17 protein-coding genes are annotated in these 17,912 nt (G+C 69.1%); 13 read left to right on the forward strand and 4 right to left on the reverse strand.

From position 1 onward, the window contains the following. Positions 1-13: 13 nt before the first annotated feature. The 9 genes from LXT13_RS24660 (at position 14) to LXT13_RS24700 (ending at position 7,580) form a co-directional block, all read left to right on the forward strand. A complete protein-coding gene (locus tag LXT13_RS24660) occupies positions 14-229 on the forward strand; it encodes a DUF3820 family protein (protein WP_233374970.1) in 216 nt (71 codons plus the stop codon). Then, entirely contained in the window at positions 226-939 is a 714-nt protein-coding gene (locus LXT13_RS24665; RefSeq protein ID WP_233374971.1) for a phosphodiester glycosidase family protein, read from the forward strand. The genes LXT13_RS24660 and LXT13_RS24665 overlap by 4 nt, the downstream gene beginning before the upstream one ends. A gap of 89 nt (positions 940-1,028) precedes the next feature. Beyond that, entirely contained in the window at positions 1,029-1,514 is a 486-nt protein-coding gene (locus LXT13_RS24670; protein WP_233374972.1) for a hypothetical protein, read from the forward strand. A gap of 85 nt (positions 1,515-1,599) precedes the next feature. Continuing rightward, on the forward strand, positions 1,600-2,541 hold the full coding sequence (gene sigJ / locus LXT13_RS24675) for an RNA polymerase sigma factor SigJ (RefSeq protein WP_233374973.1): 942 nt from the start codon (positions 1,600-1,602) through the stop codon (positions 2,539-2,541). Between the two features lie 46 nt (positions 2,542-2,587). Beyond that, positions 2,588-3,064 carry a carboxymuconolactone decarboxylase family protein gene (locus LXT13_RS24680; protein WP_233374974.1) on the forward strand — a complete coding sequence of 159 codons (477 nt, stop codon included), beginning with the start codon at positions 2,588-2,590 and terminating at the stop codon, positions 3,062-3,064. A gap of 325 nt (positions 3,065-3,389) precedes the next feature. Then, positions 3,390-5,207: a thiamine pyrophosphate-binding protein gene (locus LXT13_RS28860; protein WP_233374975.1), complete on the forward strand. Its 1,818-nt coding sequence runs from the start codon at positions 3,390-3,392 to the stop codon at positions 5,205-5,207. Next, positions 5,204-5,971 carry an SDR family oxidoreductase gene (locus LXT13_RS24690; RefSeq protein ID WP_233374976.1) on the forward strand — a complete coding sequence of 256 codons (768 nt, stop codon included), beginning with the start codon at positions 5,204-5,206 and terminating at the stop codon, positions 5,969-5,971. Before LXT13_RS28860 ends, LXT13_RS24690 begins: the two co-directional genes overlap by 4 nt. Continuing rightward, complete coding sequence (locus LXT13_RS24695) at positions 5,971-6,780, forward strand: citrate synthase family protein (protein ID WP_233374977.1); 810 nt, start codon at positions 5,971-5,973, stop codon at positions 6,778-6,780. The genes LXT13_RS24690 and LXT13_RS24695 overlap by 1 nt, the downstream gene beginning before the upstream one ends. After that, positions 6,777-7,580, forward strand: a complete 804-nt coding sequence (locus LXT13_RS24700; RefSeq protein WP_233374978.1) for a citrate synthase family protein — start codon at positions 6,777-6,779, stop codon at positions 7,578-7,580. Before LXT13_RS24695 ends, LXT13_RS24700 begins: the two co-directional genes overlap by 4 nt. Here the strand turns inward: LXT13_RS24700 and LXT13_RS24705 are convergent. Further along, positions 7,577-9,685: a TonB-dependent receptor plug domain-containing protein gene (locus tag LXT13_RS24705; protein ID WP_233374979.1), complete on the reverse strand. Its 2,109-nt coding sequence runs from the start codon at positions 9,683-9,685 to the stop codon at positions 7,577-7,579. The two genes, LXT13_RS24700 and LXT13_RS24705, sit on opposite strands and share 4 nt — an antisense overlap. 234 nt (positions 9,686-9,919) lie before the next feature. Here LXT13_RS24705 and LXT13_RS24710 point away from each other — a divergent pair, with 234 nt between their 5' ends. Together LXT13_RS24710 and LXT13_RS24715 are read left to right on the forward strand one after the other, a co-directional pair. Then, the gene (locus LXT13_RS24710; protein WP_233374980.1) at positions 9,920-10,846 is read left to right on the forward strand and encodes a type 1 periplasmic-binding domain-containing protein; all 927 of its coding nucleotides are present in this window, start codon (positions 9,920-9,922) and stop codon (positions 10,844-10,846) included. Between the two features lie 13 nt (positions 10,847-10,859). Then, a complete protein-coding gene (locus tag LXT13_RS24715; RefSeq protein WP_233374981.1) occupies positions 10,860-12,536 on the forward strand; it encodes an ATP-binding protein in 1,677 nt (558 codons plus the stop codon). Here the strand turns inward: LXT13_RS24715 and LXT13_RS24720 are convergent, their stop codons facing one another. Then, positions 12,537-14,522 (reverse strand): methyl-accepting chemotaxis protein, encoded by a 1,986-nt coding sequence (locus LXT13_RS24720; protein ID WP_233374982.1) that lies wholly within the window; start codon positions 14,520-14,522, stop codon positions 12,537-12,539. A 275-nt stretch (positions 14,523-14,797) separates the two neighbouring features. Here LXT13_RS24720 and LXT13_RS24725 point away from each other — a divergent pair, with 275 nt between their 5' ends. Together LXT13_RS24725 and LXT13_RS24730 are read left to right on the forward strand one after the other, a co-directional pair. Further along, on the forward strand, positions 14,798-15,076 hold the full coding sequence (locus tag LXT13_RS24725) for a hypothetical protein (protein ID WP_233374983.1): 279 nt from the start codon (positions 14,798-14,800) through the stop codon (positions 15,074-15,076). 89 nt (positions 15,077-15,165) lie between these two features. Continuing rightward, positions 15,166-15,522 (forward strand): hypothetical protein, encoded by a 357-nt coding sequence (locus tag LXT13_RS24730; RefSeq protein ID WP_233374984.1) that lies wholly within the window; start codon positions 15,166-15,168, stop codon positions 15,520-15,522. Here LXT13_RS24730 and LXT13_RS24735 read toward each other — a convergent pair. Beyond that, positions 15,503-16,723 carry a potassium/proton antiporter gene (locus LXT13_RS24735; RefSeq protein WP_233374985.1) on the reverse strand — a complete coding sequence of 407 codons (1,221 nt, stop codon included), beginning with the start codon at positions 16,721-16,723 and terminating at the stop codon, positions 15,503-15,505. The genes LXT13_RS24730 and LXT13_RS24735 overlap by 20 nt on opposite strands. Positions 16,724-16,727: 4 nt before the next feature. Further along, positions 16,728-17,867, reverse strand: coding sequence for a mechanosensitive ion channel family protein (locus LXT13_RS24740; protein ID WP_233374986.1), 1,140 nt, complete (start codon positions 17,865-17,867; stop codon positions 16,728-16,730). Positions 17,868-17,912: the final 45 nt, after the last annotated feature.

Here is a 17,912-nt window from a genome sequence, read left to right on the forward strand (position 1 = left end):
GCACACTGGGCGGGTGAGCCCCGACGACCTGCCCAAGCTGCTGACGACCGAGATGCCGTTCGGCAAGCACCGCGGTACGTACATCGCCGACCTGCCAGCCAACTACCTCGCGTGGTTCGCCCGCGAGGGCTTCCCCAGTGGTGAGATTGGCCGCCTGCTGGCCTTGATGCACGAGCTGGACCACAACGGCTTGCGCGAGCTGCTGCAGCCGCTGCGGGGAAGCCGGTGAGGCACGGCGGCAATTTGCTGCTGGCCATGCTGTTGGCCGGCCTGACCCTGACGGCCCGGGCGGACGGGGAACAAGGCGAGGGGCGCTACACCGTCGTCCGCATCGAAGCGGCGCAGCTGCGCCTGGTCTGGCTGGACGACCGGGGTCGCCCGCTGCGGCGGCTGGACCGGCTGGCGGCCTGGCTGGAGGAGCAGGGGCACACGCTGAGCTTCGGCATGAACGCCGGCATGTTCCATGGTGATGGCGGTCCGGTGGGCCTGCTGGTCATAGACGGGCGCGAGATGGCGCCGCTGAACCTGGATGACGGCGCGGGCAACTTCTTCCTCAAGCCCAACGGAGTGTTCTTCGTTGACGTCAAGGGGCCCCATGTCGTCGATGCGGCCGACTTTCCGCGAGGGCAGTCAGGCGTGCGGCTTGCGACGCAGTCTGGGCCGCTGCTCCTGAAGGGCGGCGAGATGCACCCGGCCTTGCGGCCCAGTTCGGCGTCGCGCTACGTGCGCAATGGCGTCTGCGCCTTGGGCTCCCAGGCGGTATTCGTCATCTCAGAGCGGCCGGTCACGTTCCACGAGTTCGCGAGCTTCCTTCGAGACGAACTGCAGTGCCGCGACGCGCTGTACCTCGACGGGTCGGTGTCCAGCCTGCATTCGCCAGCGCTCGGTCGTGACGACCATGCGCACGAGCTGGGGCCGATGTTCGCCGTCATCGAATGACGCATGGGTTCCGATCGCGGCCTTGGCCTACGCCCGGTGCCGCCGGCCAGGCGCAAGATTGGCGCATCATGAAGGCTTACGGGTCCGCTTTGCTGATCGCGCTGGCATGGTGGCCAGGCGTCGGCGCATGCGCGCAGGAGTTGCCGCGATCGCCGGAATGCCGGCAGGCGCTTCAGGCTTTGGACGAGGCCGAGGCGGTGCTGGCCGACGCGGGGGCGGCTTCGGTTCCGATGGGCGAACGGCAGCGCCAGGTGGCGTCGCGGCTCCAGCCGCAGCGCGAACGGGTTGCGCGCGCATGCCTCGGCGGCCTGCAGTCCGGGCCGTCGCCGTCCCAGCACACGCTGGTTCTGCCACCGCCCGCGTGGCCCGAGGCGCCGGTTGCCCGCGGCGTCGTCCGTCCGCCGGTCGTGCCGGATGTGCCGTTGCCGCGCTATGAACCACCGGTCCTGGTGACGCACTGCAACGTCGCCACGTGCTTTACCAGCGACGGGCGCACCGTCACGCGCGTCGGCCCGACGGTTGTCGGGCCGCGCGGCGCGTGCACCGTGCAGGGCGTGTTTTTGAGCTGCCCCTGACGCATCACGCGTGGCAGCATGCCTGGCGATGTCACAAACGCCGGGGCTGGCTCGTCACCCCGGCATGCACATCACCGACACCGCGATGCCCAATCCCCTCGACCCCGCCGCCCGCGCACGCCGCTTCGACAGTGAGCATGCGCGGCGTCTGCGCGCGCTGGCCTACCGCATGCTGGGCTCCCGCGCCGAGGCCGAGGACATCGTGCAGGAAGCCTGGCTGCGCTGGGCCGACGTGGACGAGGCCGCCGTCGAGAACGCCGGCGCCTACCTGTCGCGGCTGGTGACGAACCTGTGCCTGGACCGCTTGCGCTCGGCCGCCGTGCAGCGCGAGCACTATGTGGGTGTGTGGCTGCCCGAGCCGCTGCTGGACGACGAGGCCCTCTTCGGCTGGGCGCCGGGGCCGGAGGCGCAGGCGGAGTTTGCGCAGGACCTGTCCATCGCCTTCCTGCTGACGCTGGAGCGGCTGTCACCACTTGAGCGCGCGGCCTTCCTGCTGCATGACGTGTTCGACCTGGGCTACGCGGAAATAGCGGCCCACCTGGACCGTGATCAGGCGACGTGCCGCCAGCTGGTGAGCCGCGCGCGGCGCAACGTCAAGGCCGATTACGCCCGGCGCGATGTGGCGAGGGAGGAGGGCGAACGTCTTGTGCAGGCCTTCATGGACGCCGTCCGCGACCGCGATGTCTCGGGCTTGGCCAGTCTGCTGGCGAAGGAAGCCGTCATGCTGGCCGATGGCGGTGGCAAGGTCAGCGCCGTGCCACGCCCCTTGCAGGGTGGCGAACGCATAGCGCGCACCTTCATCGGCTTTGCCCGGATGGCCAGCAGCGCGGGCTGGCGGCTCGTGTCGACGCGGGTCAACGGCCTGCCTGGCTGCGTCGTTCTCGACGATGCTGCGGGCGGGAGCCTCGTGCAGACCATCTCGCTGGCGCCGGCTGCCGAGCCGGGCCGTGTCTCCGTGCTGTACATCCAGCGCAACCCCGACAAGCTGCAGTTGGCTGTCACAACCGGCGCTGCCGGTTCGTCTTGAAGCTGAGGCCGCTCATGTCGAGCAGGCCATCACCGGAAGACGCACCATGGACTATCCCTCCAGAGCCGACTACGCCCGGCTCAACGCCGACCTGTACCGCAAGTACCTCGACTTCAGCACGGCCTTCAAGATGGACGGGGGCCTCGCGCTACTCGTCGACATCCGCGCGTCGCAGCTCAATGGCTGTGCGTTTTGCTTGGACATGCACGTCAAGCAGGCGCGCCTGCACGGTGAACGTGAACTGCGGCTGCACCATGTGCCGATCTGGCGCGAGTCCCCGATGTTCACGCCCCGCGAACGTGCGGCACTGGCCTGGACCGAGGCCTTGACGCACATCCCCGCCGGCGGCATCTCCGACGCTGTCTATTCCAAGGCGCGCGAGCAGTTCACCGAGGCAGAACTGGCCGAGCTGACATGGCGCGTCGCGGCCATCAACGGCTGGAACCGCCTGAACGTTGCGTTCCGCACCACGCCGGGCAGCAAGGACGGCATGTTCGGCCTCGACAAGTCAGGTCTTGGCTGAAGGCCAGCCGCGCACTAGTTGAGAACTAGTGCGCAAGTCCTGACCCCATCGCCCGCATTCGCGGGGATGCGGCTTCATGTTGCAAGTGGATACAGTGCCGTCACCGTGCAGTCGCCAAACGGCGTCATGCATGGACTCAGAAGTCGCCGAGCCTGGCTCGAAGCGCACGCAACAGGGGGAGACGCTGCCGGGAGAGTTCCCGGCAGCAAGGCCATCCACCCCGGTGGATGCATGAGACCCCGATGCCGCGCGGACAAGCTGGTGCGAGTGCCCGAGAGGGTGCGTTGCCACCTGCCGTTGCGGCGTCCCTTTCGCTGCTCGCAACGTGGAATCGAATACTGTTCTTGTCCCGGCCCCCGAGCCCGCACCGCAGGTCGGGCGCGACGCGGCCGACCTCCTGGTTGATGCGCTCGCCGCTCTCGGCGTGGAGTACGTCTTCGGCGTGCCGGGTGGTGCCATCGAGCCGCTGTACAACGCGCTGGCCCGCAGTGCACGCCGTGGTGGCCCGAAGGCCATCGTCGCCCGAAACGAGCAGGGTGCGGCGTACATGGCCGACGGCTATGCCCGTGAGACCGGCCGGCTGGGCGTGTGCATCGCCACCTCCGGTCCAGGCGCCACCAACCTGATCACGGGCGTGGCCTGCGCGTACGACAACAACGTGCCCATGCTGGTCATTACTGGCCAGCCACCGATCAAGAACTTCGGCAAGGGTGCGTTGCAGGAGTCCAGTTGCACGGGCATCAACACGATGGCGATGTTCCGCCCGTGCACGCGCTACAACTCGCTCGTCTCGCATGCCGAGCAGCTGCCCATCAAGCTGTTCAACGCGCTGATGCAGGCGCAGCGCGCGCCGAGCGGGCCCAGCCATTTGTCGATCCCGGTGGACATCCTGCGCCAGCCGCTACCGGATCACATCGAGACGCCCGATTTCGCCGGCCTGCTGTGCCGTGCGCCGGCACTGGTGGACCTGCCCGCCGTGCGCCAGCTCGCGCGTCTGCTGTTCTCTGCGCAGCGCCCCGTCTGGCTGCTTGGCGATGGCTGCGGCGAGGCCGTCAACGAGCTGATGCAGCTGGTTCAGCGCACCGATGGTCATTTCATCACCACGCCCGATGGCAAGGGCTTCGTCAACCCGCGTCATCCGCGTTTCCGCGGCGTGTTCGGCTTCGGCGGTCATGACAGCGCTGACGACCTGCTGACCAGCGAACCCGACCTCATCGTCGCGCTTGGCACAGGCTTTGGCGAGTTCAACAGCGGCGGCTGGTCCACCGCGTTGCTGAACAGCCGGCTGGCGCACGTCGATGACAGCGACGAGAACCTGATGCGTTCGCCTACCGCGCGGCTGCATGTGCGCGGGCACATCAAGTCGGTGTGCGAGCAGCTCATCACGCTGCTCGCGTCTCCGCAGGATGCCGCGCTGCTGCCCTTCCTGCATCCGCAGTCCGGCCGGCAGGCCTACGAGGCGATGCTCGACAAGCCGGATGCGATGCGCAGCGACAGCGCGCCGGTGAAGCCCCAGCGCCTGATGGCCACGCTCAGCGAGCGCTGCCCGCCACGGACCCGCTTCGTCGCCGACGCCGGCAACAGCGCCGTGTGGGCGGTGCACTACCTTGCGCCCCACGACCAGCGCAGCCGCCTGCCCGGCAGCGCGGCCCCACCCATGGGCAAGGAGCGGCGCAACCGCCCCTCCAGCTGGTTGCGTGTGACGATGGACTTCGCGCCAATGGGCTGGGCCATCGGCTCTGCCGTGGGCATCGCGGTGGCCAACCGGCGCTGCCCGGTCGTCTGCCTGACGGGCGACGGCAGCTATCTGATGAACGGCCAGGAAATCACCGTGGCGGCCGAGCTGGGCCTGCCGGTGCTGTACGTCGTGCTCAACGACGGCGCGCTGGGCATGGTCAAGCACGGACAGCGGCTGGCGGGCGCTGAGCCCATCGGCTTCCAGCTGCCGCAAGTGGACTTCGCCGCGATGGCGCTGGCCATGGGCATCCCCGGCCACGTCATCCGGTCGCCGGCCGACCTGGAGGCGCTGGACTTCAACTCGCTACTGTCGCGCCGCGGGCCGACGCTGCTGGATGTGCGTATAGACGGCGAGGAGGTGCCGCCCATGAACCTCCGTATGAGAACCCTTGGAACTGCGAAATGAACATGACGACGACACGGATGCTCGCTGGCAAGAAGGCCCTGATCACGGGTGGCAACAGCGGCATCGGCCTGGCCACCGCCAAGCTGTTCCTGGAGCACGGCGCGGCCGTGATGATTACGGGCCGGGACGAGGCCACGCTCGCAGCGGCGCGCGCCTCGCTGGGCCATGACGTGCTGGCCGAGCGCAGCGACGCTGGCCGACTGGAGGACATCGACCGGCTGATGGTGCAGGCCAAGGCCCGCTTCGAGCACCTGGACGTGCTGGTGCTGAACGCGACCGGCGGCTCGCCGGTGCCCATCGAGTTCATGACCGAGGCGCAGTTCGATGCGATGAACGACGTGGCCTTCAAGGGCGTGTTCTTCGCCATCCAGCGCGCGCTGCCGCTGCTGCGCCCGGGCGCGTCCATCGTCGTGACGACGTCCCTCGCCAACCAGGTCGGCGCGCCGGGCTTCTCGGCCTACGGCGCCTGCAAGGCCGCCGCGCGTTCGCTGGTGCGCACGGCCAGCCTGGAGCTGGCGCCGCGCGGCATCCGCGTCAACGCCGTCTGTCCCGGCCCGGTCGACACGCCCGGGTTCGGCCGCTGGGACGTGCCGCGAGAGGTGGTGGACGCCGCCCGCGCCGACCTCACGCGGCGCTCGCCGCTGCAGCGATTCGGCACGGCGGAAGAGATCGCGAACGCCGTGCTGTACCTCGCGTCGCCCGCGTCGTCTTACGTCGTCGGCGCCGAGCTCGTGGTGGACGGCGGCTTCAGCCAGCTGATGTGATGAGCGAGCGTCGACAGGAGCGGGTGCGCACGCGCATCTGGCGCGAGGAGGCGGAGCCCGCCGACCGGTTTGCGACGCGCGCGGCGCAATGCCGCGGCTATGACGTCTATGGCGACCTGCTGGGCCGTGCCCGCTGGGTGGACCTGTTGTGGCTGCTGTTCCGCGAGGAGCCGCCCACCGAAGACCAGGCCTGCCTGCTGGAGGCGCTGGCCGTGGCGCTGGCCAATGCCGGGCCGAGAGACGCGGCCGTGCATGCGGCCATGTGCTCGGGGCTCGGCCGCTCGCCAGCGGCCGCCTCCCTGATGGCGGCGCTGGCGGTTGGCGCCGGGCGCCACGGAGGCGCCCAGGAAGTGGCAACGGCCATGGCGTTGTGGGCCGACGTGCCGCCTGTGGACGACGTCGCGGCCTGGGCCGCCCACTGGCGGTCCACGTTGGCGCCCGTGTCTGCCATCTGGCCGGAGGCCGGTCATCCGCCGGGCTTCGAGCCCAACGGCGTCGTCACGGCTGGCATCGTGCGCGATGCGCTGCGCCGGCTGGCGGCGCTTGGCGGCGGCCCGCGCCTGCACTGGCTGGCTGCCCGCCGTGCGGACGTCGAGACGGCCGTAGGCATGCCGCTGGCCATGTCGGGCATCGCTGCGGCCGCGCTGGCTGACCTGGGCTTTAGCCCCGATCAGGGCGAGATGCTGCACCTGCTGCTGCGGCTGCCGGGCGCGGCGGCCCATGCGCTGGAGCAGCGTGCCGGCACGTACAAGGACTTTCCGTTCTTCGCGCTTGAACTGCTGGACGACCCGCTGAAGGAGGCCGCATGAGCCCACCCACTTCTCCGTTGGAGGCGCACGCCCGTCGCCTGCGCACCCGCATGGGCGGCGCCTTCGTCGGCCAGCGCGCCGTGTTCCGCGGCCAGGACCTGCATGTCGATCTGGCCGACATGGACTGGATGGCGCTGTACGTCTTCGGTATCACCGGCCAGCGCTACACGCCGGCGCAGATCCGCGTGCTGCATGCGATCTGGGTCTACACGAGCTACCCCGACGCGCGCATCTGGAACAACCGTGTCGCCGCCCTGGCCGGCAGCGCGCGCAGCTCGGGCAACCTCGGCGTGGCGGCGGCGCTGGCGGTGTCCGAGGCCGAGATCTACGGCCGTGGCATCGACATCCGCGCCGCCAGCTTCGTCCAGCGCGCGGCGCAGGTGATCGAGGCGGGCGCCAGCCTGGACGACTGCGTCCGCGACGAGCTGCAGCGCCATCGCGCCATCGCCGGCTACGGCAGGCCCATTGCCGCAGGCGACGAGCGCATCGCGCCCATACTGCGCATGGCCGAGCGCGAAGGCCTCGCGCAAGGGCCGCACGTGCGGGCGGCCCAGGCCGTCGAGCAGCACCTGCAGGCCGGCCGCTGGCGGCTGCGCATGAACTATGCGGCGATCACGGCGGCACTGACATCCGACATGGGTTTCACGCCACGCCAGCACTACCAGTTCGGCTTCCCGGCCTTTCTGGCCGGCATGCAGCCCTGCTACATCGAGGCCAGCGAACAGCCGGCGGGGACCTTGCTGCCGCTGGCCTGCGACGACGTGGCCTACGAAGGCCCGGCGGCCAGGCGCTGGCCCTAGAAGCGATACGCCAGCTGCACGTCCAGCGAGCGGCCGGCCATCGGCAGGTCGTACGGAACACCCGTGCTGGGCAGGCTGGGCTCGCGCACGTCGGCATCGAACAGGTTGCGCACGGACACCGAGAGGTCCCAGCCCGTGGCGCGCAATGCGGTGCGTAGCGTGAGGTCGACGGTCGTGTAGTCCGGCACGGTCGGGCGCGTGTCGCCTGCGGCACGCAGGCGGTCGGCCACGCGCTTGACTTGGCCGCTCACGGCCCAGCCGGTGTCCAGGTGCCAGTCGGCGCGCACGTAGGCCATCTTGTGCGGTGCGTAGCCGGCATCGCGACCAGTGCTTTCGTCGAGGGCGCGCTGGTAGGCGTAGTGGCCCGCCAGGCGCAGGTTGCGCGCCACGTCGGCCACCAGCTCCAGCTCGAAGCCATGGCCGCGCTGCGTGCCGGCGTTGGTGTATTCGGACGTGCCGCCGCCGATGCTCGCGGCGCGGATGATGTCCGTCATCGTGTAGCGGAAGGCGCTGGCCTGCAGCTGCACCTCGGAGTTCATCTGCCAGCTAATCACCGCCTCGGCCGTGCGGATGTGCTCCGGCTTAAGCGCCGGATTGCCGCGCATGACGGGGTTGTTGATGCTGTATTCCTCCGAGAACGACGGCGCGCGGAAAGCGCGGCCGACCAGCAGCTTGGCCGTCAGGTCCAGGCTGGCATCCCACACGAGGGCCATGCGCGGATTGGTCGTCGTGCCGAAGTCGCTGTAGTGGTCGCGCCGCACGCCGGCCGTCAGCGTCCAGTCCGGCGCCATGCTCCACTCGTCCTGTGCATAGGCGTAGGTGACGTGGCGGCGCTGCGGCGTGACGAAAGACTTGTCGACCGGGAACTCGATAAGCTGGCCACCAGGCAATGGCGCGGGTAGGCCCTTCATCGGGCCGGAGTCCACGAGGGTGAAGTTCTTGAACTCCTGCGTGCGGTAGAGGTCCAGGTCATCGTGACCGACGCCTGCGCGCCACTGATGGCCGACCCAGCCGCCGTACGACAGCACCGCAGCCACACGCGTCTGCCGCTCCCAGGTATTGGGCGCGCCGAGGACCCCGTTCGGGAAACTGCCGCCAAATGACCCGGGCGGGAAGATCTGCAGTGGTGTTTTGAACTGGTTGGTCAGCTCGAAGTAACTGCCTGTCAGGTTGAGCAGCAGCTGCGGCGCGAGCGCCAACTCCGACAGAGAGGCGCTCGCGGTCCAGCGCTGGTTGCGGCCCTTGCCGACCGGGTCCAGCGCGCCACCCGCGCCCGCACCCGTGCCGACGTTGTCGCGCAGCAGGTAGCCGGCCCTCAGCCGCAGCTTGCCGACGCTTGCCTCCACGTGGCCGTCCACCGCGTCGTAGCCGGTGTTCACCGGTCCCGGGGCCAGGCTCGCATGGGTGCCGAACGCCGTGTCCAGGCCGGTCTGGGCATCGGCTTGCACGGTTTCCTTGAAGCCGTCGGTATGGCCCGCGCGCAGGTAGGCCGACACGGCAAGCGGCCCCGCCGTGCCGCCGTACTGTGCCCAGCCGTCACGGCTGCCGAACGAGCCGGCGCGCAGTCCGATCTCCGCGCCCGCCGTGTCGGCCGGGCCCTTGGTGACGATGTTGATGACGCCGGCATAGGCATCTGCGCCATACAGCGCCGAGCCCGGGCCGCGGATGACCTCGACGCGGGCGATGTTGGCCACCGGCAGGCCGGACCACATCGTGCCGCGGTTACCGATGAACATCGATGTCATCGGCACGCCGTTGTAGAGAACGAGCGTCTGCGCGTTGAACTCGCTGTAGATGCCGCGCACGATGTACAGCGGGTTGTAGCCCTGATTGTTGCGACCAACATGGATACCGGGCACGGTGGCGAGCACCTGGTCGAGATCGGTGGCGCCCATCAGCGCGATGTCCTGGGCCGTGATGACGGAGGCCACGGCCGGCGCGCGGCGAAGCGACTGCGAGGTGCCAGTGGCCAGGCTGATGGTGGACTTGTCACCGTAGACCTGGGCGAGTTCATCTTCCTCGCTGGGAGTCTGGGCTACGGCGGACGTGAGCGCCGCAGTGCAGCAGGCGGCTCCCAGAATCACCTGGCGATACAACAAGGCCATGAGTGGCTTCTCCGATTTCGGTGATGCGGCAATTGTGCGGGCTGCTTTGACCGGTTTCGGCGCGTTGGACGAGTGTCTACGCGGTTTCCCCAGGCCCATGTCCGTGTCCCCTGAACGGTGGCCGGGCGGCGAGGGAGGCATCTGCATAATGCAGCGCCACGCCGTGCCGACGTGGCTCACCCCTCCGCCCCATTGAATTCCCACGTTAGCCCTCCGCCGGTCACCCGAAGAGCCTTGTTGCGACACGCTGTCGGTGGCATGGCCGCGCTGGTGGGGTGTGATGCGATGGCTGTCGAGACCGGTCGCGCCGTCGCCGTCGTCTACCCCGACCTGGGGGAGCCGTTCCGGCAGATCTTCGCCACTATCGTGCAGGGCATCGAGGACCGGCTAGGCGGGCCGGTGCCGGGTATTGCCGTGGGCAACAACGCCAACCCCGTGCAGGTGGCGGACGACCTGAAGCGGCGTGATGCGCAGGTGCTGATCGGGCTCGGGCGTGGCGGCATGCGCATCGCCGCGGCGCTGGCGGGCGAAATGGCCGTGATGGTGGGTTGCGTCGTGTCGGTGCAGGAGTCAGAGGCCCGCAGCTTTCCCGTGCACACGCTGGCGCCGGACCCGGCGCTGATGCTGGCCCGGCTCAAGCGGCTGCGCCCGGCCGCGCGGCGCGCCCACCTCGTCTACGACCCACGCGTGAATGCCTGGCTGGCCAGGCTTGCCCGCGAGGCGGCCCGCGCGGAAGGCCTGGAGCTGCTGGCCCAGGAGGCCGCCAACCCGGCCGAGGCGTTGCGCGCGTATACGCAGCTGCTCGCCACCGCCGACCCGCTGCACGACGCGCTGTGGCTGCCGCAGGACCCGACGACGGTTGATGACAACGTGGTGCTGTCTCTCGTGCTGCGAGAGGGCTGGAACCGCAACATCGCCGTGTTCTCGAGTCATCTCGCGCACGTCAAGCGCGGTGCGCTGTTTTCCCTCTATCCCGACAACCGCGAGCTCGGCCGTTCGCTCGCCACGGCGGCATTGCGGCTGGTGGCGTCGCCCCGCGCCGGTGGCGTGCTGCCGCTGCGCCAAGCGCTGGCGGCCCTCAACGTGCGCACCGCGGCTCATCTCGGCATCGACGTCGGCGCCGTCCAGTCCGGCTTCGACATGGTCTACCCCTCCAACTGAGATGCCATCCAAGATGCCATCCCAATCCTTCGACAGCCAGCCGCCCAGCAGCATCCTGCGCGACGACGATGCGGCCCTGCCGGCGCCGGCACCAGTGCTGGCGCACTGGCCGTGGCCGCTGCGAGTCTACGGGCGCTGGCTGCACGAGGCGTCCTTCCGCCTGCACCTCAGCCTGGCGGTCATGCTCGGCGCGCTCAGCCTGGCGCTGCTGGTGGCCGCGGTCAACGCCTGGCAGGGCGGCCGGCAGGTGCGCGCGATGCTGATGGACCAGGGCGGGCGCGTGGCCGCCAACCTGGCGTCCAACAGTTCGCTGGCGCTGCTCTATGCCGCGGCCGACAATGCCGAAGAGGCGGTGCGGTCATCGCTGAACTTTCCCGATGTCATCGGCATCGAGATCCGCGACACCCGCGGCCGGCTGTTGCTGGGCCTCGGTCCGGGCCGGGACAGCTTGCCCGCCACGCCGAGCACGCGCGGGCCGTCGGCCAGCGATCCCTGGCTGGACCAGGAGACCGAGGACAGCTGGGCCTTTTCCGCACCGGTGTGGACGCGGCCGGAGCCGTCGCCGTTCGACGTGACCTTGCGCCCGGCACAACTGTTGGGGCAGGTGCGCGTCATCCAGAGCAAGGCGACGCTGCACCGCGCGCAGACCTCGCTGTTCATCGCCAACTTCGGCGTCGCGCTGGGCTTCGCCGCGCTGTTCCTGTTTGCCGTGCGCTTCCTCGCGCTGCGGCTTACCCGGCCGCTGGCAGCGTTGGCAGAGGCGATGGAACGCGTGGAGCGCGGCGACAACGATGCCCGCGCGCCCGCGGACGGCCCGCGCGACATCGCGGCCATGGCCCACACCTTCAACCGCATGATCGCGGCGCTGCAGGAGCGCGAGGCCGAGCTGGGCGCGCACCGCGACCACCTGGAAGAACTGGTGCGCGAGCGCACGGCCGAACTCAGTGAGGCCAAGGAGCGCGCCGAGGTGGCCAGCCGTGCGAAGAGCCAGTTCCTCGCCCGCATGAGCCACGAGCTGCGCACGCCGCTGAATGCGGTCATGGGCTATGCGCAGATCCTGAAGATGGAAGGCGGCCTGACGCCCAAGCAGCGCAACGGGCTCGACGTCATCCACAGCAGCGGCCAGCATCTGCTGACGCTCATCGTCGACATCCTGGACCTGTCGCGCATCGAGGCGGGCAAGGCCGAGCTGCGGTTGGCCCCGGTCGATCTGCCGGGGCGGCTGCATGCCGTGGCCGACATCGTCCGCGTCATGGCCGTGGACAAGCAGATCAGCCTGAACCTGTGGCTGGATCCGCGGCTGCCACCCGTCGTGCTGACCGACGAAAAGCGGCTGAGTCAGATCCTTCTCAACCTTCTCGGCAACGCCGTCAAGTTCACTCACGTCGGCGGCGTGACGCTGCGCGCCCAGGTGATGGCGTCGGTCACGACGCTGCCGGGGCATGTGATGCTGCGCTTCGAGGTCGAGGACACCGGTGTCGGCATCGCCGAGGACCAGGTCGAGCGGCTGTTCGAGCCCTTCGAGCAGGCTGGCAACGCCGAGCAGCGCATCGCAGGCACGGGCCTGGGCCTGGCCATCAGTCGCCAGCTGGTGCGCATGATGGGCGGCGAGATCCGGCTACAGAGCCGGCTGGAGCACGGCAGCCGGTTCTGGTTCGAGATCAGTGTGCCGGTTCAGACGGCGCGCTGATCACGCCGGCAGCCGGAAGCGCGCCACCTGCTCGGCCAGCCCGTTCGCCTGGTCGCGCAGCGCCGACGCAGCCGCCGCCGTCTGTTCCACCATTGCGGCGTTCTGCTGCGTGGCTTGGTCCAGCTCCTGCACGGCGGTGCCGATCTGATCGATGCCCTGGCTCTGCTCGCGCGAGCCCTGGGCCACCTCGGCCAGCAGCTGGTTGATGCGCTCGGTGCCGTTGAGGATATCGCCCATGGCGGTGCCGGCATCGCGCACGATGGTCGTGCCGCGCTCGACCTGCGAGCCGCTCGCCGTGATGAGCGACTTGATCTCGCGTGCTGCCTCCGCCGAACGCTTCGCCAGCGCCCGCACCTCGGAGGCGACAACTGCGAAGCCACGTCCCTGTTCGCCGGCGCGCGCCGCTTCCACCGCGGCGTTGAGCGCCAGCAGGTTCGTCTGGAAGGCGATGCCATCGATGACGCCGATGATGTCGTTGATGCGGCCCGAGGCGGACTGGATGGACGACATTGTCTGCACCATCTGTTCGATGACGCCGCCGCCGTGCCGCGCCATGGCGGCGTTCTGGTTGGCCAGCTGCGTCGCCTGTTCGGTGTTGTCCGTCGTGTGCTTCACCGTGGCGCCGATCTGCTCCATGGCCGACGCCGATTCCTCGAGGTTGGCGGCCGTCTGCTCGGTGCGTGCCGACAAGTCGTTCGAGCCGTCCGCGATCTCCGTGCTGGCGTGGACGATGCCCGACGCGGCCGTGCGCACCTGGCTCACCATGGCGCGCAGGCTGCCCTGCATGTTGCGCAGTAGCAGCATCAGGTCGGCTGCCTCGTCCTGGCCCCAGGGCGACGGCGACGTGGTCAGGTCCCCGTCGGTCATGGCCACCAGGTGGCGGCTGACCTCGCGCAGGCCGCCATGCATGACGAGGAAGAATGCATAGAACAGGTAGGCGGCGAGGAGGAGCGACACACCGATGGCCGCCAGCATCAGGTTGCGCTGCGTCGCCGTCGTGTCGATGCGCTGTTGCAGCAGCTCGATGAGTAGCGTCGTGCCATCGCTGGCGAGTTTGCGCAGCGTGTCGACCGCCAACTGGCCGGGAGCGTCCAGCCTGTCGTTGTCCGCGGAGAACTCGCCCTTGAACCACGATGCGTCCGCCGCGGCGTAGAACGCACGCGTCGCGTCGATGGCCTGCTGGGTCGGCAGACGCTTGGCGGCCATCGGCGTGACCTGGCTCGCGCGGTCTACGGCGCCCTGGATGTCGCCCGCGCGCAGCTGGCCGGCATAGACGACGCCATAGAGTCGGCGCAACGTCGCGGCATCGGCCGTGCCATGACGGGCCGCGGCGCCCGCCATGGCGCGGGAGTGCGACACGGACTCGATGACGGCCGATGTGATGTCGGTGCTGAGCGCCATCAGGTAGTAGGTGTCCTGGTCGGGGTCCAGCGTCAGCTTGGAGCGGTCCAGCACGGTAGTGCGCAGGTCCAGCAGCGCGTCGACGTAGGCTTGCAGTGCTGCTTCCACAGCGGTCGACTGGCCATCGCGCAGCAGCGTGGCATGCAGCTGCTCCACCTTGGTCAGCTCTGCGTCGAGGTCGAGACCATCCGGATGCGTCCTGGCCAGCGCCTTGAAGGTGTCGAGCCGGGACTGGATCGCCGGGCCATCGAGCTGCGCGGTCTGGCCGGAAAGCAACAGCCGGCGCTGCTTCTGCACCTCGACGAGCCAGGGCTCGACACGCTTGATCAGCTCGGCGCCAGCCAGTTCATGCTGCGCGAAATCAATGGCGTTCTGGGCGGACAGCAAGTAGGCCGCCGTCAGCAGCGTCAACGGCACGAGGAAGGCCAGCGAGATCATGCCGGCCTTCACGGAGAACTTGACGCGGCGGAAGCACCGGACGCCGACGGCCCAGATGCCGTGATGGCTGAAGAAGCTGCTTGGACGGCGCGCGGGCAGCAAGAGTGTAGGGGGCGATGTGCCGGGCTGGGAGGTGATGCGGGGCATGGCGGTTCCAGGAAAGGCGGCGAGGCTTCACCCTGAATTCGATAGAAATGATTTTTAACTGTAAATTCAGACGAGGCGCCATAGACTTTCATCCATCTCCCCAGCGACCGACTCGCAGGAATTCCGTCACTGCGGCGCCGGTTTCATCAGCGGCCCGGTTCATTCCTACAAACGGAAGGCGCGGGGCGGCGCGGTGCGCAGACCGTGGACCTACACGTCGCGCCTCGCCGGCGGCGCACAGTGAAGTCCTGTCGTTGCGCTCGCAGGAGGTCACGATGCCCGAACCCACGCTGTCCAACCCGCCGCTGCTGGACGTCCCGGATGCCTTCACCGCGAAGGGCCGTGCCGGCGCCAGCGGGCTGACGCATCTGCTGCATTTCGAACCGCTGCGTGCCAACGACGCAGGACTCGACATTCCGTGTGACCCGCAGGGGCGTGTCGGCCTGGATGCGCTGGGGGAGCGGCTTCGCAACGACTACTTCTTCGCGCGCACGTTGATCGGCCGGCTGTTCGCGGCGCCGACTGTGCGCATCGCCACGCCGCTGCGCGGTTAGCAGGGCACGCCGAGCCGGCCTTGTCCTACAGGCGGGCTGCGGTGCGCCCGACGACCGTCGCAGCGGGCGCCCTGCACGATGTCGACCCCATGCCCAAGAACCCACCTCCCGTCATGATCCCGCTGTCGCCCCTGCCTGTCGCACTCGACGACGTCGTCGATGCCGACCTGGAGCTGAGCCTCAGCACGCCGTCGACGCTCGTCGTCAATGCTCGCCTCGAAGTCGAGACGCCCGATGCCAGCGGCCCGCGCAGTCTGGAACTCGCGCTCGTCATCCCGCGCTCCAAGTGCCGCGGCGAGCGACCCCGCCTGGGCGCGCTGCTGGAAGCCGCACGAGCCGCGGTGGCGCGCGCCACGCGCGCTGGCACCTGCCCACTGAGCCTGCTGCCGCGGCGTGTCGTCGCCTACGCCTCAGGGCGGCCCCACCTCATTCCGGTTTTCGATTGATGCCCAGCGCCCGCGCCAGCGGCGCGAGCGTGGGGCCCTGGATCATCAGCGACAGCAGCACGACGAGGAAGGCCACGTCGAACAGCTTCCAGGCGCCGGGCAGGTTGGCCAGCACCGGGTAGGCCGCCAGCACGATGGGCACGCCACCGCGCAGGCCCGACCAGGCGACGAAGCACTGATCCCGCCAGCCGAAGCGCAGTGGCGCCAGGCACAGCACGACGGCCAGCGGCCTCGCCAGCAGCATCAGCCCGGCCGCCACGGCCAGCCCGGGGCCGGCGAGGCGCCATACCTCGTGAGGCGTCACCAGCAAACCCAGCAGTAGGAAGAGCGCGGCCTGCGCGAGCCAGGTGTAGCCGTTGAGCCCCGGCAGGCTCATCACCGCCACCCGCTCGGCGCGGTGGCGCACCAGGAGGCCGGCCAGGTAGACCGCCAGGAAACCCGAGCCACCGCATCGGTTCGTCACGGCGAACAGCAGCAGGCCGAGCGCGGCCATCAGCAGCGCGGCCAGGCCGTCGTGGTCGTCGCGGATCGGGAGCCGCGCGATCCACGCCGCACAGATGACGCCCGCCACCACGCCCACCAGCACGCCCAGGCCCAGTTGCTGTGCCAGCAGCGGGGTGAGCACCTCGAGGCTGCTGGCGTCCGGCGTCGCGCCGCGGGAGCTGATCCAGGCGATCAGCCCCACGGTGAGCACCATGGCCATCGGATCGTTCATCGCCGACTCCACCTCGATGGTGGCAGCCAGACGGTTCTGCAGCTTCAACTGGCTCGCGCTGAACTGCGCGAACACCGCCGACGCGTCGGTCGATGACACAGCAGCCCCCAGCAGCAGCCCGTCCATCCAGGCCAGGCCCAGCACCAGATGCCCAATGACCGCGACACCGCAGGCGGTCGCGGCCACGCCCACGGTGGCCAGCAGGCCGGCGGGCAGTATGCCGTCGCGCACCTCCGCCCAGCGGCTGCGCAGGCCGCCGTCGAACAGGATGAGTGCCAGCGCGAGGTTGCCCACGTGCACGGCCACCGCATGGTTGTCGAAGGGCAGGCCCAGGGGCCCGTCGATGCCCGCCAGCATGCCGACCGCCATGAACACCAGCAAGTGCGACAGGCCGAAGCGGTGCGTATAGAGCGCGCCGGCGATCGCCACGAGCACCAGCGCGGCGACGGCTGCCGTGAGCAGATCGGCCGCGCCAGCGCCGTGCATCACTTCAACTCGAAGAGCGCTGCGCGCCATCGCGGCGCCGAGGTGCCGTTTGGGGCGGCGACGCGCCAGCCGACTGCTGACGTGGCGAGGTCCTGACCAGGGCCACCGTCCGGGTCGGGAAGGCGAAGCTGATGCCTCGCGCTTGCAACTCGCGCATCAACGCGAGGTTAAGCGCCTGCTGCCGATCCATGTAGACGTCATAGCTTGGGTCGTTCACGCGATAGACCACCTCGAAGTCGAGCGAGCTGTCGCCGAACGACTTGAAGTGCGCCCGCAAAAAATCCAGTTGCGGGTCTGCTTCAATCAACTGCCTGACCAGCGGCGGGATGGCGGACACCTCTTCGACGCTGGTGTCATAGGTCACGCCGAAGCCGAAGGACACGCGTCGGGTCTGCAGGCGTTTGAAATTGGACACCGTGCGCTTGAGCAGTTCGGCGTTGCCCATGACGATCTGCTCGCCACCTAACGACCGGATTCGCGTGGTCTTCAGGCCCACGCGTTCCACTGTGCCGCTGACGTCGTCGACGACGATGAAATCACCCACTTCGAAGGGCTTGTCCACAGCGATCGAGAGCGACGCGAACAGATCGCCGAGGATGTTCTGGACTGCCAGGGCGATAGCGACGCCGCCAATGCCGAGGCTGGCGACGAACGCGGTGATGTTCACGCCCATGTTGGATAGCATCGCCAGGGCGACCACGACCCACAGCGCCCCTCGCAAACCCCAGCCCAACAACGTCGCTGACGCGGTCAACGTGGCTGTCGTGCCGGCGTCCTCGGCGCGTCGTTGCGCATGAAACTGCAGCACCTGAGACACTATCTGCTGTCCCCACAGCCCGAGCTGCACCGCCACCACGGCGAACCACAGCTGTGACACCCGGCCATGCCAGCGGTCGTCCAGCGGCAGCAAGCCCAGGCCCACGAGCAAGCCCACCGTCCAGATCAGCAGCGAGCTGGTGCGTTCAAGCACCTGCACCAGGCCATCATCCACCGGCGTGCTGGTGCGCACGGACAGGGCGCGCAGCCGTTGCATGACAACCCTCAGGCCGATCTTGACGACCAACACAGTCGCGAAGCCTGCCAGTACTGCCGGCAGTACTTCCGGCCATGTCACTTCCGGCTGAGACGCCGCGACACGCGCCATGAATTCATTCCACGTCATCGGCCTGCCTTGTCCAAAGAAGTGCGG

Origin of the sequence: Pelomonas cellulosilytica (assembly GCF_021353265.1) — a bacterium.
Classification (GTDB): domain Bacteria; phylum Pseudomonadota; class Gammaproteobacteria; order Burkholderiales; family Burkholderiaceae_C; genus Pelomonas; species Pelomonas cellulosilytica.

Excerpts from the sequence above, each read along its gene's own strand:
- sigJ (WP_233374973.1), top strand. The coding sequence starts at position 1,600 with ATGCCCAATCCCCTCGACCCCGCCGCCCGCGCACGCCGCTTCGACAGT.
- LXT13_RS24680 (WP_233374974.1), top strand. The coding sequence starts at position 2,588 with ATGGACTATCCCTCCAGAGCCGACTACGCCCGGCTCAACGCCGACCTG.
- LXT13_RS24690 (WP_233374976.1), top strand. The coding sequence starts at position 5,204 with ATGAACATGACGACGACACGGATGCTCGCTGGCAAGAAGGCCCTGATC.
- LXT13_RS24695 (WP_233374977.1), top strand. The coding sequence starts at position 5,971 with ATGAGCGAGCGTCGACAGGAGCGGGTGCGCACGCGCATCTGGCGCGAG.
- LXT13_RS24700 (WP_233374978.1), top strand. The coding sequence starts at position 6,777 with ATGAGCCCACCCACTTCTCCGTTGGAGGCGCACGCCCGTCGCCTGCGC.
- LXT13_RS24705 (WP_233374979.1), bottom strand. The coding sequence starts at position 9,685 with ATGGCCTTGTTGTATCGCCAGGTGATTCTGGGAGCCGCCTGCTGCACT.
- LXT13_RS24715 (WP_233374981.1), top strand. The coding sequence starts at position 10,860 with ATGCCATCCCAATCCTTCGACAGCCAGCCGCCCAGCAGCATCCTGCGC.
- LXT13_RS24720 (WP_233374982.1), bottom strand. The coding sequence starts at position 14,522 with ATGCCCCGCATCACCTCCCAGCCCGGCACATCGCCCCCTACACTCTTG.
- LXT13_RS24725 (WP_233374983.1), top strand. The coding sequence starts at position 14,798 with ATGCCCGAACCCACGCTGTCCAACCCGCCGCTGCTGGACGTCCCGGAT.
- LXT13_RS24730 (WP_233374984.1), top strand. The coding sequence starts at position 15,166 with ATGCCCAAGAACCCACCTCCCGTCATGATCCCGCTGTCGCCCCTGCCT.
- LXT13_RS24735 (WP_233374985.1), bottom strand. The coding sequence starts at position 16,723 with ATGCACGGCGCTGGCGCGGCCGATCTGCTCACGGCAGCCGTCGCCGCG.
- LXT13_RS24740 (WP_233374986.1), bottom strand. The coding sequence starts at position 17,867 with ATGGCGCGTGTCGCGGCGTCTCAGCCGGAAGTGACATGGCCGGAAGTA.